Below are 14,671 nucleotides of genomic sequence, written 5' to 3' on the forward strand. Positions count from 1 at the left end.
GGCGCCGCGGATGCGTGCGGCACAATTGGCCGCATGACTTTGCTGCTGACCCTCGACGACGGTTCCGTGCAGCGCAAACTCGCCGACGCGGTGGAGTTCGCGCGAGCTGCGGTGCTGGAGGAAGCGCCCGCGGAGCAGCTCGGCACCCACGTGGGGGTCACTCGCGAGGACGCGGTCACGGCAAGTCACCTGTTCGAGGCCCAGGTCCCCGGCTACGGCGGCTGGCGCTGGTCGGTGACGGTCGCACTGGCGGGCGACGAAGAGCCGGTGACGGTCAGCGAGGTCGTCCTGGTCCCCGGCCCGGACGCGCTGATCGCCCCGCCGTGGGTCCCGTGGGAGCGCCGGGTGCGCGCGGGCGACCTGGGCGTCGGCGACATCTTCCCGACGGACGAGAACGACCCCCGCCTGGCCCCGGCGTACCTGCAGTCGGACGACCCGGCGGTGGAAGAGGTCGCCCGCGAGGCAGGCCTGGGCCGCGTCCACGTGCTGTCCCGCTTCGGCCGCACGGAAGCGGCCACCCGCTGGCACAGCGGCGAGTTCGGCCCCCGGTCGGATATGGCGCGCAGCGCGCCGGACGTGTGCGGGACGTGCGGGTTCTTCGTGCAGCTGGCTGGTTCCTTGAGTGGTGTTTTCGGGGTGTGCAGCAACGACATCGCCCCGGCGGACGGCCATGTGGTGGATGTGGAGTACGGGTGTGGGGCGCACTCGGAGGTCGAGGTAGAGGTGACGTCCTCGGTCCCGGTGGCGGAGCTGGTGTACGACGACTCGCTGCTGGACTTCACGCCGGCGGAGTCGGAGGCGTCGGTCGAGGCGCAGCCGACGGCCGCGGAGACGGTGGCGGCAGAGGCGCAGCCGGAGACGGCGGCCGAGCCGGAGGCGTCGGCGGTCGCGGAGCCGGAGGCGGCGGTCGTGGAGACTGCGGCCGCGGAGCCGGAGCCAGTGGCGGCGGAGACGGCCGCGGTGGAGCCGGAGGCGGCGGTCGCGGAGCCGGTGGCGGCAGTCGAGACGGCAGCGGCGCCGGAGACGGCAGTCGACGTGGAGACCGCGGCGGCGGAGCCGGAGACGGCGGTCGCCGAGGCGGATGTGTCACCGGCGGAGGTTGAGCCGGAGATGGCGGCGGCCGAGCCGGTGGCTGCGGAGCCGACTCAGGCTGAAGTGACCGATGTGGCCGAGGCGACTGGTGCAGTTGTGGAGCCGGAGGTCAGTGCGGCCGAGATGGAGTCGGCGGAGCCGACTCAGGCTGAGGTGACCCACGCGGCCGAGGCGACTGGTGCGGTTGCGGAGCCGGAGGTCAGTGCGGCCGAGCCGACGGTGGCAGAGCCGACGCAAGCCGAGGTGACCGATGCGGCCGTGGCTGAGGGCGAGGATGCGGTCGCCGAAACTGCTGCGCCCGTCGAAGCGGAGTCGCCCTCGGCTGAGGCAGCTGTGGAGCCGCTCGCTGTGGAGAGCGCTGAGCCGGTTGAATCTGATGTTCCCGAGCCGGCGGAAGCCGAGCCGACTCAGGCTGAGGTCACCGATGCGGTTGCCGAGCCCGCTGTAGAGCCGCGGGAAGCGCAGGCCGAGGTCGTTGCCGAGCCGGTCTCGGTGGAAGAGCAGCCGACCGACGTGGCTCCCGAGTCCCAGGTGGCGGAGAGTGTCGCCGAGGCAGAGCCGGTCGATGAGGTCGACCTGCCCGAAGCCGCTCTTCTCGACGAGGTGGTCACCGCGGAGCCGGAGCCCGCTCAGGGCGACGTGAACGGGGCCGACCAGCGTGACGATGCTGGGCGCTGAGCCCGTCGGGGGCGATCCGTTCGGTTCCGGTCGGCTTCGTGAGGCGACGCTGCGTGCTTGGCGGGACTCGCCGACGCGGCTCATCGAAGACACCAACGTCGAGCGCGATCTGCGGGTCGGGGCCTATCGGGATCGGCTCTTCGTCGAGCTGGCCCAGAACGCCGCCGATGCCGCCATGGCCGCCGGTGTGCCTGGGCGCGTGAAGGTGTCCCTTGTGGACCGGGAACTCCGGTTCGCCAACACCGGTGCGCCGCTCGATGCTCGGGGTGTTGCTTCGCTTGCCTCGCTTCGGGCTTCCGGGAAGACCGGCGAGACCGTCGGGAAGTTCGGGGTCGGGTTCGCCGCCGTGCGGACCGTTTCCGATGAACCTCGCGTTGTCTCCCGTACCGGTGGGGTCGCTTTCTCCGCCGATCGGACCCGGGAAGCCGCCGGGATCGAGGGCGAGGTTCCCGTTCTTCGGTTGCCGTGGCCGGTGGACGGGGATGTTCCGGAGGGGTTCGACACCGAGGTCCGGCTTCCGCTGCGGGATGACGTCGATGGCAACGCTCTTCTTGAAGAACTCGCGCGAGATGTCGCCGACCTGCTGCTCGCCCTGCCTTGGCTGGCCGAGTTCGAGGTCGGGGGTCGCGTTTGGACTCGGTCCTCCGAGGACGACGTCGTCGAAATTCGTGGGCCGGTAGGGGAAAACCGGTGGCTGACCCATCGTGGTGACGTCGTCTGGGCGGTCCCGATCGGACGAAATGGCGTGCCGGAGCCGCTGACGGAAGACGTTCTGCGCGCTCCCACGCCGACTGATGACGCGCTGTCGTTGCCCGCTCGGCTGCTTGCTTCCGTTCCCGTCGAACCTTCGCGCCGTCGGGTGTTGCCTGGACCCGAACTGACTGCGGCGCTGGAGAAGGCTGCCGCCGAGTATGTTGGGCTCGTGCGGGCACTGCCGGTCGAACATCGGTTCGCGCTTGTTCCGGCGCCGGGATTTCCGAAGTCTACTGTGGACGCCAAGCTGCGTGATGAAGTGCTTGCCGTGCTTAGCAACGAGACTTGGGTGTCCACTCAGGACAAGAGTGAGGTTTCCGGCAGGCAGGCAAGGGTTCTCGACGTCGATGTTCCCGGACTGCCGGGGCTGCTCGCCGACCTCGTGCCGGGGTTGGTCAAGGGTGACGTTCCGGCGCAGGCGCTGAAAGCCGTTTCGGGGCAAGTGATCGGCATCGAAGAGGTGCTGGAAACGCTTACCGGCGTCAGCCGGGATCCCGGGTGGTGGCGCGAGGTCTACGCCGCGCTCGCGATCGCCGTCGACTCGCACGCCGTCGCCGCGTCCAAACTGGACGGTTTGCCGGTTCCGCTGTCGGATGGCCGGACGTTGCCGGGGGCTCGGGGGTGCCTGCTGGTCGAGGGGTCGGCCGAGCTACTCGAACTGCTGTCCGATGTGGACATCCCGGGACTGCGGCTGGTGCACCCCGCCGCGTCGCACCCGCTGCTGGAACGGCTGGGGGCCAAGCACGCCGACGCGCGGGAGCTGCTCAACGCCGATCAGCTGCGGGACGCCGTCGAGCGCAGTGTCGAGGACGTGCGGTCCGGATTGGACGGTACGACGCTCGCCGGTGCCGTGCTGCGGCTGGTCGCCGACTGCGGGGACGACGCGCCGCGCTGGGTCGGTGCTCTTGCGCTGCCCGCCACCGATACCTGGCGCCGGGCCGACGAGCTCGTGCTGCCGTCGTCGCCGCTGATCGACGTCTTCGACGAAGAGGTCTTCGAGGAGGACGGCGCGCTCGACGTCCTCGACGAGGACTTCGCCGAGGACTGGCCGGCCGGCACGCTGAAAGCCGCCGGGGTGCTCGACTCGTTCGCGCTGGTCGTCGACGACGAGCCGCACGAACCCGACCACGACCTGCCCGACGAAGAAACCTGGTGGGACTCGCTGCCGGAGCCGCCGTCGACGCTCGTCGCGATCCGGGACCTCGATCTCGTCGCCGACGACTCGTGGCCCGCCGCGCTGCGCCTGCTCGCCGCGCGGCCCGAAACCTGGCACGCCCTGCGCGCGCCGCGGGGGCACGCCGCCTGGTGGATCGCGCAGTACGCCGTGCTCGGGGGACTCGCGCCGAACGAATGGCGCTTGCCGGACGCCGATCTGGCCGGGCTCTACGACGAGGTGCCCGATCTCGGTCTCGGCGAGCAGCTCCTCGCGGCCGCCGGGGTGCGGGCGGAGCTCAGCCTGTCCACAGTGGAGGAAGCGGAAGACCTCCTCGACCGGCTCGCCGACCCGGATCGCGCGGTTTCGGCCGGGCTGGTGGCCCGCGCTTACGACGCCGTCGTCGAGTCGGGGCTCGGGCCGCGCGCGCCGCGGGGAGTACGGGCCGCGGACGGGACCGTGGTGGACGACGCGCTCGTGCTGGACGTGCCGTGGGTGGCCGGGGCGCTCGAGCCCGATCGGTACGTGGTCGCTCCCGAGGACCCGGAGCGGCTCGCCGACCTGCTCGACCTGCCGCTCGCGAGCACCGCGCCCGCCGAAGTGGCCAGCGAGGGCGAGTACGCGCCCTGGGCCGAGCTACCCGCGCTGAAGCTCGTCGCCGACCAGCTCGGCGTCCGGCTGCCCGACGGCGGCGTCCTGGTGCACGACCCGCTGACCGTGTCGATCCAGGGCGCCGAGCACGAAGTCCAGTGGTGGTCCGACGGCCGGCTGCACGCGGCCGACACGTCCGAGGGCCTGGCCCGCGCGTTCGCCTGGGCGGCCGGGCGCTGGCCCGACCGGCACCTGATCACCGCGTTGCTCGACGACCCCTCACCGCGGACCCTGCTCGCCTGACGCTCAGAGCCGCTGGGCCGACTTCGAGCCGCGGCGGGCGGCGGCGCGCTGCCAGCCGATGATCGCCATGCCGACGAAACCCAGCGCGAAGCCGGACAGCGCGGTCTGCACCCAGAGCCCCGATGTCGTGAAGAAGAGCACCACCAGCGCGACAGCCCAGATCGAGGTGCCTACGATCACCACCGGCGTCAGGTCGGTCAGCTTCTTGGGCAGCTCCGGCGTGTGCCGCAACGAGCCCGTAACCTCCGGTGGATTGATCGGTTCACTCACGAGGTGCAGGGTACTCCGCAGCAGCGACAGAATGGGCAGGCGAATGGCGGAGCAGGAGACGACCCGCGCGGGGACGTCCACACTGGACCGGTTCTTCAAGATCACCGAGCGGGGTTCGACGGTGTCGCGCGAGGTGCGCGGCGGCCTCGTCACCTTCGTCACGATGGCCTACATCGTGGTGCTGAACCCGCTGATCATCGGCAGCTTTTCGGGCGACGACGCGGGCGCGCACAAGGACCTCCTCGGCGGCATCCTGCCCGTCTCCCAGGTCGCCGCCGTGACGGCGCTCGTCGCCGGTGTCATGACGATCCTGATGGGACTGATCGCGAACTACCCCTTCGCCATCGCGACCGGTCTCGGCATCAACAGCCTGGTCGCGGTCACCATCGCCCCGCAGATGACCTGGCCCGAGGCGATGGGCCTGGTGGTCATCGAGGGCGTGATCATCGTCCTGCTCGTGCTCACCGGCTTCCGCACCGCGGTGTTCCGGGCCGTGCCGGCCGCGCTGAAGTCCGCGATCGCCGTCGGCATCGGCGTGTTCATCTGCCTGATCGGCCTGGTCGACGCCGGGTTCGTGCGCCGGCTGCCGGATGCCGCGCACACCACCGTCCCGGTCGGCTTGGGCATCAACGGCTCGATCGCCTCCTGGCCGACCGCGGTGTTCGTCGTCGGCCTGCTGGTCACCGGCATCCTCGTGGTGCGGAAGGTCAAGGGCGCGATCCTCATCGGCGTGCTGGCGTCGACGGTGCTGGCCATCGTCGTCGAGGCGATCGTCAAGGCCGGGCCGTCGAAGGGCACGAACCCGCTCGGCTGGAACCTCGGCTACCCGGCGCTGCCGGACCAGGTCGTCGGCCTGCCGAACCTCTCGCTGGTCGGCGACGTCTCCTTCGGCGCCTGGACGCGGCTGCCGATCATCACCGTCTGCCTGCTGGTGTTCACGCTGGTGCTCGCCGACTTCTTCGACGCCATGGGCACCATGACCGGCCTCGCGAAGGAGGCCGACCTGCTGCCGAAGGACGGCCAGCTGCCCAACGTCGGCAAGGCGCTGTTCGTCGAGGGCCTCGCGGGCGCGGCCGGCGGGTTCGGCTCGGCCAGCTCGAACACGGTGTTCGTCGAGTCGGCGTCCGGCATCGCGGAGGGCGCGCGGACCGGCCTGGCCAACATCGTCACCGGCGTGCTGTTCATCGCCGCGATGTTCCTGACCCCGCTGTACCAGGTCGTGCCGGTCGAAGCGGCCGCGCCGGCCCTGGTCGTGGTCGGTGCGATGCTGATGTCGCAGGTGCGCGACATCGACTTCACCGACTACTCGATCGCGCTGCCGGCGTTCCTGACCATCGTCGTCATGCCGTTCACGTACTCCATCGCGAACGGCATCGGCGCCGGCTTCGTCAGCTACGTCGTGATCCGCGCGGCGACCGGCAAGGCCCGCCAGGTGCACCCGCTGATGTGGGTGATCGCGCTGGCCTTCGTGGCGTACTTCGCGGTCGGGCCGCTCCAGGCCGCGTTCAGGTCCTGATCTTCAGGGCTTCGTCGAGGACGCTCCGGTCGCGCTCGAATTCGGCGGCCGGGGCGTCGAACCGGACCGTCACCAAGGCGTCGCCGGCGCCGAGGCCGACCACGGCCACCCGCCGCGGCACGCCGTCGCGGTCGTAGGTGAAGTCCCATTCCGCGGCGTCGAGGGCGGCGATCGGGGCGTGCTCGGTGACCGTGCCGCCTTGCCGGCCGGCGACCGCCTTGAGCCCGCTCAGCACGTCCTCCTGCGTGATCGGTACCCGGTCGGTCTCGAGCAGGAGGTCGCCGCGGCGGTAGCTCGCGCGCTCCTTGTCGCGGCTCACGGCCCAGCCCGACGGCACCGGGATCTCGATCGCCGCACCGGGACCGTCCGCGAGCCGGTAGACCTCCAGCGTGCCTTGGACGATCGACGGCGCGGGTGACGGCGGTGGTGGCGCGGCCGCCGGGGCGTCCTCCCTTGGCCAGAACCACGCCGCCGCGATCGCCAGCACCGCCGCGCCGACCACGGCCGAGCCCACCAGTTTCTTGTTCATCAGACCCCCAGGTTTTCCCTGGGGAGGACGCGCGGTGCGTATTCCAGGTTGCCGCTTGACGGAGATCACCCGTGCGGCCGAAGTTTCGTAAGGTATGCTAACTATATGTCCGGCGACACGCACGAACGCTCCTTGGCGAGCCGGTTGCGTCTCGCGGTGGTCCGGCTCAACCGCCGGCTGCGGGCACAGCGCGTCGGGGACGACCTCACGCTCACGCAGGTCGCCGCGCTGTCCACCCTGCACAAGTGCGGTGCGCTGACCCCGGGTCAGCTCGCCGCGAAGGAAGGCGTCCAGCCGCCCTCGATGACGAGGGTGATCGCCGCGCTCGAAGAGCTGAAGTTCGTCGAGCGGCGCCCGCACCCGACCGATGGCAGGCAAGCCATCGTCGAGTTGTCCGAGAGCGGGCTGGCTTACGTGCAGAAGGCGATCTCCGTGCGGGAGGCCTGGCTGGACCGGCAATTGGCGGAACTCGGCGACGAAGAGCGCGAAGTGCTCTCCAAAGCCGCCGAAATCATCGACAGGATGGCGGGGAACTAACCACGGTGACGGCCACGGGTAGCGAAACGAAGCGTTCGATCGAGACCACTGCTACCCAGGACTCGGCGCCACCGGCGTCCGCCTCGCCGCCATCCCCGTCCAAGCGCGGCAGCATGTTCGCGTCGCTGCGGGTCCGCAACTACCGGCTGTTCTTCACCGGCCAGGTCATCTCGAACATCGGCACCTGGATGCAGCGCATCGCCCAGGACTGGCTGGTGTTCACCCTCAGCGGCAACAACCCGATCGCCCTCGGTATCGCGGTCGCGCTGCAGTTCGCGCCGACGCTCTTCCTCTCGCTGTGGGCCGGCGTCCTCGCCGACCGCGTCGACAAGCGACGCCTGCTGACCTGGATCCAGGCCGCCGCGTGCTCGCAGGCCGTGGTGCTCGGCGTCCTCGACATCACCGGGCTCGTCGCGCTGTGGCAGGTCTACGTCCTGTGCTTCACGCTCGGGATCACGGCGTCGCTCGAAGTGCCGACGCGGCAGTCGTTCGTCGCCGAGATGGTCGGCCGGGACCAGATCGCGAACGCGGTCGCGCTGAACTCGTCGATCTTCAACATGGCCCGGATCGTCGGGCCGGCGATCGCCGGGTTCGCGATCACCTGGATCGGCACCGGCTGGCTGTTCATCGCGAACGCGCTCAGCACGGTCGCGGTGATCATCGGGCTGCTGATGATGAACCCGGACAAGCTGTTCCGCGTCGCGGCGGTACCGCGCGAGAAGGGACAGCTGGTCGAGGGCCTCCGCTACGTCCGGCGGCGTTCCGACCTGATGACCGTGATGGTGCTGGTGCTGTTCGTCAGCACGTTCGGCATCACCTACTTCAGCTCGCTGCCGATCGTCGCGGCGAACGTCTTCCACACCGCCGCCGACGGCTACGGCCTCCTTTCCACCCTGGTCGCGGTCGGCACGTTCACCGGCGCGGTGATGTCCGCCCGCCGCGGCACCAAGGGACGGCCGCGGGTGCGGCTGATGCTGATTTCGGCCTTCTTCCTGGGCGTGTTCGAACTGGTCACGGCGTTCATGCCGACGTACCTGACCTTCGGCCTCGGCCTGATCCCGCTCGGCTTCGCGACGATGACGTTCCTCAACACGGCGAACGCGCTGGTGCAGACGTCGGTCAGCCCGGAGATGCGGGGCCGGGTGATGGGCCTGTACGTGCTGGTCCTGATCGGCGGCAACCCGATCGGCGGGCCGATGGTCGGCTGGATGGCGGACGCCTTCGGCGGGCGGTCTCCCTTCTACATCGGCGGAGCGGTTTCGGCGCTGGCCGCGGTCGTGTGCGCGGTGGTGCTGATCCGGCGGGGTGGCGTTTCCTGGCCGGTGCAGCGGGGGTTCGGGCTGCGGGTGCTGAAGCGGGCGAAGGTCTAACGGCCGAGCAGTTGCGGTAGCAGGGACTCGGCCCAGGCCCGCAGTTCTTCGTCGGACTTCCTCGGCGACAGCCACGCGAGCTGCACCTGTTGCGGTGACTCGTCGGTGAGCTGGATCGTCACCGACGGGTTCCGCACCGAAGCGGGCCGACCGCCGATCGTGTCCGGGAGAGACTGCGTGAGCCGCTCCTCGCTCGACGCCTGGACCTTGAACTCCTCGTCCGCGCGGTATTCGCAGCGGCCGTCGTGCTTCGGGACGAACTCGTCGAGCGGACGCCCGGTGGACCGCGAGAGCGCGGAGCACAGCTGCCAGGCGATCATCGGGGTCGGCGCGTCGACGATGCCGCTGCCGGGCGGGATGTCCGCGGTGCGGACCGGGATCTCGTCGCCGAGCCCGCGCGGCAGCGCGGGCCCCGGCTTGGTGATGGCGGCGACGAGGCCCTCGCCGATGCCGCGCACGAGGTTCGGCAGGTCGCGGGGCAGCTGGTCCCACACGTGCTGCTCGAGCGAAACCTCCAGCACGGGTTTGGCCCAGCTCGGCGGGTTCGGACCGGTGAGCACGATGACCGCGGTCGCTTGCCTGGCGTCCGAGTAGATCGTGGCTTCACGGCCGCCGACGGCGGTCCGCTGCGGCTTCCCGAGCGGGCGCACCAGCGTCCCGTCGCTGAGCTCGGCTTGCACCCGGAGGGTCTTGGTGACGACGGTGCAGCCGGACACCAGCCACACCTCACGCAGGACCGAGTCGCCCAGCAGCTTCGCCCAGGTCTGTTCGGGCAGTGCCGAACAGAGCACGTGGCCCGACGTGTAGTCCGGCAGCGCCGCGGCCAGCTCGCCGGTGGGCATGGGTGCCTCCCGGACCGGCTGCGCACCCGTTTCCGGCCACGGGCTGGGCAGTTCCTTCGGTGGCTCGGGCAGCGCGACGGGCTGGACGAAGATGCGCATGACCAGCCAGGCCCCGCCGCCGTGCACGACGATGAAGGCCAGGACGGCGACGACGATCAGCGCCGCGGTGAGAGTCGAGTTCCCCCTTGTGTTCACGCTGTGACCGTAACGACACGCACCGACAAAATCCGGCGGTTTCCGCAGGCAGTGTCACTCGAACGAGTGAGATGTGCGTCTCCGCGGCCTGACTCTTGCCTCGGGAGATGAGGTTAGGCTAACCTCATACATGTCCGCTTCGTGGTGGGAGCGGCAGTCAGTTCGGGAACGGACGGAGCCCCGGCCCTGGGAACCCCAGGCCGGGGCTTCGTTCACGTCAGGGCAGTGTCGGGCTGAGCGTCCCGCTCGTCAAGGGACTCCCACCCGGTGGGGTCGGCAGGCGCTTCAGCGGCATGCCGAAGTAGACGCGGTAGGCCGTCCTGATCGCGGCTTCGGTCGGCAGCACCACTTCGTTCCGGACGCCGTCGACCGTCTCGATCAGCTTGTCGCCCGAGAGCGTCACGCGGCCCTGGGACGTCGGGCGCGAGCACGTCAGCGAGCGCGTGAAGTGCGACTCGGGGGACGTCGACTGCCACCACGCCATCGGCACGAAGTCGATCAGCGGGCGCGGGCGGCGTTCGAGCCGGTACTGCGGCTTGCCGTCCAGCAGTACGTCGACGTCGCCGTCGGGGGTGTCCAGCAGCAGGAACTCGCCGTCCGGGTCGGGCTGGGCGTCCACGCCGGACAGGCGCAGCGGGTGTCGCGAGAAGCGGCCGAAACCGACGTCCACCAGCCACGGCTCGTCGAGTTCGACGACGATCGCCGCGTGGTCCAGGGGTGGGCCGAGGGTGCCGTCGGGGCGGAAGACCTGCGCCGCGTGCAGGGTGGCGGAGTAGCCGAGCTCGCGCAGCAGTGCCGCGAAGAGGCCGTTCAGCTCGTAGCAGAACCCGCCTCGCCGGCGGCGCACGATCTTCGCGAACAGCGCCGCTTCGGTCAGCTCGACGGGTTCGCCCAGGTGGATGCTCAGGTTTTCGAACGGGACCGCGGCCAGGTGACGCTCCTGCAGGTGGCGCAGGGTCGCGAGGTCGGCCGCGGCGGGGTGCCGCACCCCCAGCCGGTCCAGATACGCGTCGACGTCCATGCGTCCAGCCAAACACCTCGACCGCACTCGAGGTCAAGCGATTTCACCCGCCGACGAAAACGGGGCCCTCCCGTTCAGGAGGACCCCGTTGGCGAGACAGCTCAGCCGAGCAGCAGGCCGTTGCCGCCGGCGACGGCGTTGTCGAAGCGCTTGGAGATCTCCGCCCAGTTGAAGATGTTCCAGAGAGCCTTGACGTAGTCCGGCTTCACGTTCTTGTAGTCCAGGTAGAACGCGTGCTCCCAGACGTCGACCAGCAGGATCGGCACGGTCGGCAGGATCAGGTTGTTGTGGTGGTCGCGCAGCTGCTGGGTGATCAGCGTCTTGCCGATCGGGTCCCAGGAGAGCGCGCCCCAGCCGTTGCCCTGGATCGTGGTCGACACGGCGGTGAACTGCGCCTTGAACTTGTCGAAGGAGCCGAACGCCTCGTCGATCGCCGCGGCCAGCTCGCCGGTCGGCTTGTCGCCGCCTTCCGGCGACAGGATCTTCCACCACACGACGTGGTTGGCGTGGCCGGCCAGGTTGAAGGCCAGCGTGGTCTCCAGGCCGACGATGTTGCCGAAGTCGTTCGCTTCGCGGGCGGCTTCGAGCTTCTCGAGCGTGTCGTTCGCGCCCTTGACGTAGGTCGCGTGGTGCTTGCTGTGGTGCAGCTCGTTGATCTCGCCGGAGATGTGCGGCGCGAGGGCGCCGTAGTCGTAGTCGAGATCGGGCAGCTCGTAGCGGGCCATTGGCCCTCCTTCTGTCTTCGACACAAGTTTCCGGTATCGAACCTAGTAGCACACGCCTCTCCGTGGCGAACGGGGGCGCGTCGTGGTCACCGCGTGGGATGACCGGCTCGTAGGTGGCGTACCCGAGGGCCCGCCACCCGAAACCGAGCCTGCTACCTGGACTTAACTGGAGGTCAACGAGCTGTGATGACGATCATGCGACGCGGTATTCGGCCAGCCGCTCGGCCAGCTCGTCGAAGACGGCGACGTTGCACTCGAACGCCACCAGCGTCTCGTCGATGACGCGGGCCCGCTCGGCTTCGTCCCACGGCGCGTTGTCCAGCTTCGCGCGGTACTGGTCCCGGAACCGCGGGGCGCTGCCGATCTCGTCGAAGTGGTAGAAGAGCGCGCCCGCCTCGGCGACGTCGTACTGGCGCTCCAGCAGCCGCCGGATGGCCTGGCCGCCCGCGATGTCGCCCAGGTAGCGCGTGTAGTGGTGCGCCACGTACCCGCCGGCCCACGAAGACGCTTCGCGCACCCGCGCGACGTACGCCCGCGTCGAAGCGAGCGGCGAGATCACCGACCGCCAGTCCGGGCCGACCAGGTGCGCGAGGTCGCGCTCGAGGTTGGGCAGCCGGCGGAGCTCGTCGAAGACGAATTCGCCCCCGACCGGGTGACCGGCCATCGCGTCGCTCGCCGCCTCGATGGCGCCGTAGATGAAGTAGTACTGGATCGCCAGCTGCGTGTAGCCCGCTTGCGACAGCTCGCCGCCGAGCAGGGCGCGCATGTACGTCGAGTAGTTCGCCTTCTCGTGCACTTCGAGCGTCGACGCGCGCAGCGTCGCCGAGAACGGGCGGGCGTCCGTGGTCACCGACATGGGCAGGCCTCCCGGCGATCGATCTGACACGCTGTCAGAAAGATCGTAGGGCACAATCCCGGCTTAGGCTACCCTAAATCGGCGCGCCGACCGCCCGGAGCACGAACCGCACCGCCGCTTCGATGACGTCTTCCAGCTGCTCGGGCGGGCCGTCGACCAGGGTCCGGTTGCCCAGTGCCGCGGTGATCATCGGGATCAGCACGTCCGGGTCCTCGGCGGGCCAGCGCCCCAGGTCGACGCCGCCGGTGAGGATCGCGCGCAGCCGGTCGGTGATCGGGTCGGCGTGCGCGCTGATCCGCCGGTACGCCGCGGGGGCCAGTGCCGACGCGAGCGCCGTGCCCGGCGGCATGTGGTACTCCGCCAGCACCCGCAGCTGCAGCCGGACGAAGGTGGCCAGCTGCTCGGCCGGATCGGCCTGGGCCTCGACGGCTTCGGTCAGGCGCGTGACGTACCGGGCGGCCTCGTCCTCGACGAAGGCGACCAGCAGGCTCTCCTTGTCGGGGAAATGGTTGTACAGCGCGGTCCGGCCCACCCCGGCGGCCGAGGCGACCCCGGCGAGCGTGATCGCGTCGAAGCCGCGTTCGTAGAGCTGGGCGCGCAGGACGTCGAAGACCCGCGTGCGGACCTCGCGGCGGTGCGCTTCGAGCGACTCACCGAGAATCTTCGGCATCCGCCCAGGCTAGCCTCAATCGGCGACGGGCCAGGTGTGCACCGGTTCGCCGGCCTCCGACAGCTCCAGGTACCGGCCCAGCATCAGGCTCAGCGCGGCTTCCCGGTCGAGACCGCGGTCCTGCGCGCGCAGGACGTAGTCGCGCTGCCAGGTCGCCCCGGTCCGCCGCGCGAGGCAGCGGCGTTCGATGATCCCGAGGTAGCGCTCGCGGGCTTCGTCGGAGACGTCGGAGCGGCGCAGCCCCTCGTGGGCCAGCGGCAGCAGCACGCGCAGCGCCAGCTCGTCCGGCGGGATCCAGCCGATGCCCGGCCAGTACAGCTGCGCGTCGAACCCGCGGCGCGCGCCCGCGTAGAGGTTTTCCTCCGCCGCCTGGAAGGACATCTGGCTCCACACCGGGCGTTCCGCCTCGGCGAGCGCGCGCTGGGCGCCGTAGAAGAACGCCGCGTTCGCGACCGTGTCGACGACCGTCGGCCCGGCCGGCAGCACCCGGTTCTCGATCCGCAGGTGGGGCAGGCCGTCGACGACGTCGTACACCGGGCGGTTCCAGCGCCAGATCGTGCCGTTGTGCATGCGCAGCTCGGTCAGCTTCGGCGCCTGGCCCGCGTCGAGCGCTTCGATCGGGTCCTCGGCGTCGGTTTCCGGGAGCAGGCCGGGGAAGTAGCGGACGTTCTCCTCGAACAGGTCGAAGATCGACGTGATCCAGCGCTCGCCGAACCACACGCGCGGCCGCACGCCCTGGTTCTTCAGCTCTTCCGGCCGGGTGTCGGTCGCCTGCAGGAACAGCGGGATGCGCGTCTCGTGCCACAGCGCCTTGCCCAGCAGGAACGGCGAGTTCGACGCCAGCGCGATCTGCAGCCCGGCCAGGCACTGCGCCGCGTTCCAGTGCGCGGCGAACTCCTCCGGCGCGACCTGGAGGTGCAGCTGCACGCTGGTGCACGCGGCCTCGGGGAGGATCGATTCGGCGTAGCTGCGCAACCGCTCCGGCTGCTGGCCCGGCAGCGGCGCGCCTTCCATCGCGAGCACCGTGCGCTCGCCGCGCGCGGCGAAGATCTGGTCGTTCAGCGTGGAGTACCGGGTCTTGTTGGTGAGCCACTTCTGGTCGAAGTGCTCGTGCTTCAACGTCGGCAGGATGCCGATCATGGCCAGCGCCGACCCGGTGTCCCGCGCTTTGGACGCCGCGGTGGCGAGATAGGCGCGGAGGTCGTCTTCGAGCTGCAACGCCGAATCGCCGGCCAGCGGCCGCGGCGGCACGTTCAGCTCGATGTTGTGCTGGCCCAGCTCGGTGGTGAACGACGGGTCGTCCAGCGCTTCCAGCACGGCGGTGTTCGTCATCGACGGGCGCAGCTCGCGGTCGACCAGGTTCAGCTCGACTTCGAGGCCGATGTTCTTGCGGGGAAACGAAAAACTGCCGTCGGTGAGCATGCGGGCCAACGTGTCCAGGCAGCGCTGCACCTTGCGGCGGTACTTCCCGCGGTCCAGCGTGGTGAACGATCGAGCCGCGAGGTCCATCCCCATGACCATCCCTGCTTCGTGCGTCGGCGTGGAACTAGGACGTGTTTCAAGTCCTGGC

The 14,671-nt window shown here is 70.1% G+C and carries 13 protein-coding genes; 5 read left to right on the forward strand and 8 right to left on the reverse strand.

Annotation, left to right across the window (positions count from 1 at the left end; genetic code table 11):
- Positions 1-33: 33 nt before the first annotated feature.
- Both H4696_RS38395 and H4696_RS38400 read left to right on the forward strand, forming a co-directional pair.
- Positions 34-1,770, forward strand: a complete 1,737-nt coding sequence (locus tag H4696_RS38395; protein WP_086861489.1) for a DUF3027 domain-containing protein — start codon at positions 34-36, stop codon at positions 1,768-1,770.
- Positions 1,757-4,570 (forward strand): sacsin N-terminal ATP-binding-like domain-containing protein, encoded by a 2,814-nt coding sequence (locus H4696_RS38400; protein ID WP_086861491.1) that lies wholly within the window; start codon positions 1,757-1,759, stop codon positions 4,568-4,570. The genes H4696_RS38395 and H4696_RS38400 overlap by 14 nt, the downstream gene beginning before the upstream one ends.
- Before the next feature lie 3 nt (positions 4,571-4,573).
- Here H4696_RS38400 and H4696_RS38405 read toward each other — a convergent pair whose 3' ends face one another.
- Positions 4,574-4,801: a DUF2530 domain-containing protein gene (locus H4696_RS38405; protein ID WP_086861488.1), complete on the reverse strand. Its 228-nt coding sequence runs from the start codon at positions 4,799-4,801 to the stop codon at positions 4,574-4,576.
- A gap of 82 nt (positions 4,802-4,883) precedes the next feature.
- Between H4696_RS38405 and H4696_RS38410 the strand changes: the two genes are divergently transcribed.
- A complete protein-coding gene (locus H4696_RS38410) occupies positions 4,884-6,356 on the forward strand; it encodes an NCS2 family permease (protein ID WP_086861487.1) in 1,473 nt (490 codons plus the stop codon).
- On the opposite strand, the gene H4696_RS38415 is transcribed toward H4696_RS38410, so the two are convergent.
- On the reverse strand, positions 6,346-6,885 hold the full coding sequence (locus H4696_RS38415; protein WP_086861486.1) for a hypothetical protein: 540 nt from the start codon (positions 6,883-6,885) through the stop codon (positions 6,346-6,348). The two genes, H4696_RS38410 and H4696_RS38415, sit on opposite strands and share 11 nt — an antisense overlap.
- Positions 6,886-6,990: 105 nt before the next feature.
- Here H4696_RS38415 and H4696_RS38420 point away from each other — a divergent pair, with 105 nt between their 5' ends.
- Both H4696_RS38420 and H4696_RS38425 read left to right on the forward strand, forming a co-directional pair.
- The gene (locus H4696_RS38420; RefSeq protein WP_086861485.1) at positions 6,991-7,422 is read left to right on the forward strand and encodes a MarR family winged helix-turn-helix transcriptional regulator; all 432 of its coding nucleotides are present in this window, start codon (positions 6,991-6,993) and stop codon (positions 7,420-7,422) included.
- A 113-nt stretch (positions 7,423-7,535) separates the two neighbouring features.
- The gene (locus H4696_RS38425; protein ID WP_086861484.1) at positions 7,536-8,792 is read left to right on the forward strand and encodes an MFS transporter; all 1,257 of its coding nucleotides are present in this window, start codon (positions 7,536-7,538) and stop codon (positions 8,790-8,792) included.
- Here the strand turns inward: H4696_RS38425 and H4696_RS38430 are convergent.
- The 6 genes from H4696_RS38430 to H4696_RS38455 all read right to left on the reverse strand — a co-directional run bounded on the left by H4696_RS38430 (position 8,789) and on the right by H4696_RS38455 (position 14,616).
- Positions 8,789-9,829, reverse strand: a complete 1,041-nt coding sequence (locus H4696_RS38430; RefSeq protein WP_086861483.1) for a hypothetical protein — start codon at positions 9,827-9,829, stop codon at positions 8,789-8,791. The two genes, H4696_RS38425 and H4696_RS38430, sit on opposite strands and share 4 nt — an antisense overlap.
- A 217-nt stretch (positions 9,830-10,046) precedes the next feature.
- The gene (locus H4696_RS38435; RefSeq protein WP_086861482.1) at positions 10,047-10,850 is read right to left on the reverse strand and encodes an arylamine N-acetyltransferase family protein; all 804 of its coding nucleotides are present in this window, start codon (positions 10,848-10,850) and stop codon (positions 10,047-10,049) included.
- A 101-nt stretch (positions 10,851-10,951) separates the two neighbouring features.
- Positions 10,952-11,575, reverse strand: a complete 624-nt coding sequence (locus H4696_RS38440) for a superoxide dismutase (protein ID WP_086861481.1) — start codon at positions 11,573-11,575, stop codon at positions 10,952-10,954.
- A gap of 193 nt (positions 11,576-11,768) precedes the next feature.
- Positions 11,769-12,431, reverse strand: coding sequence for a biliverdin-producing heme oxygenase (locus H4696_RS38445; RefSeq protein ID WP_086861480.1), 663 nt, complete (start codon positions 12,429-12,431; stop codon positions 11,769-11,771).
- Between the two features lie 73 nt (positions 12,432-12,504).
- Positions 12,505-13,101, reverse strand: coding sequence for a TetR/AcrR family transcriptional regulator (locus H4696_RS38450; RefSeq protein WP_086861479.1), 597 nt, complete (start codon positions 13,099-13,101; stop codon positions 12,505-12,507).
- A 15-nt stretch (positions 13,102-13,116) separates the two neighbouring features.
- Positions 13,117-14,616 (reverse strand): glutamate-cysteine ligase family protein, encoded by a 1,500-nt coding sequence (locus H4696_RS38455; RefSeq protein ID WP_192782770.1) that lies wholly within the window; start codon positions 14,614-14,616, stop codon positions 13,117-13,119.
- Positions 14,617-14,671 lie beyond the last annotated feature (55 nt).

The organism is Amycolatopsis lexingtonensis (genome assembly GCF_014873755.1).
Taxonomy (GTDB): domain Bacteria; phylum Actinomycetota; class Actinomycetes; order Mycobacteriales; family Pseudonocardiaceae; genus Amycolatopsis; species Amycolatopsis lexingtonensis.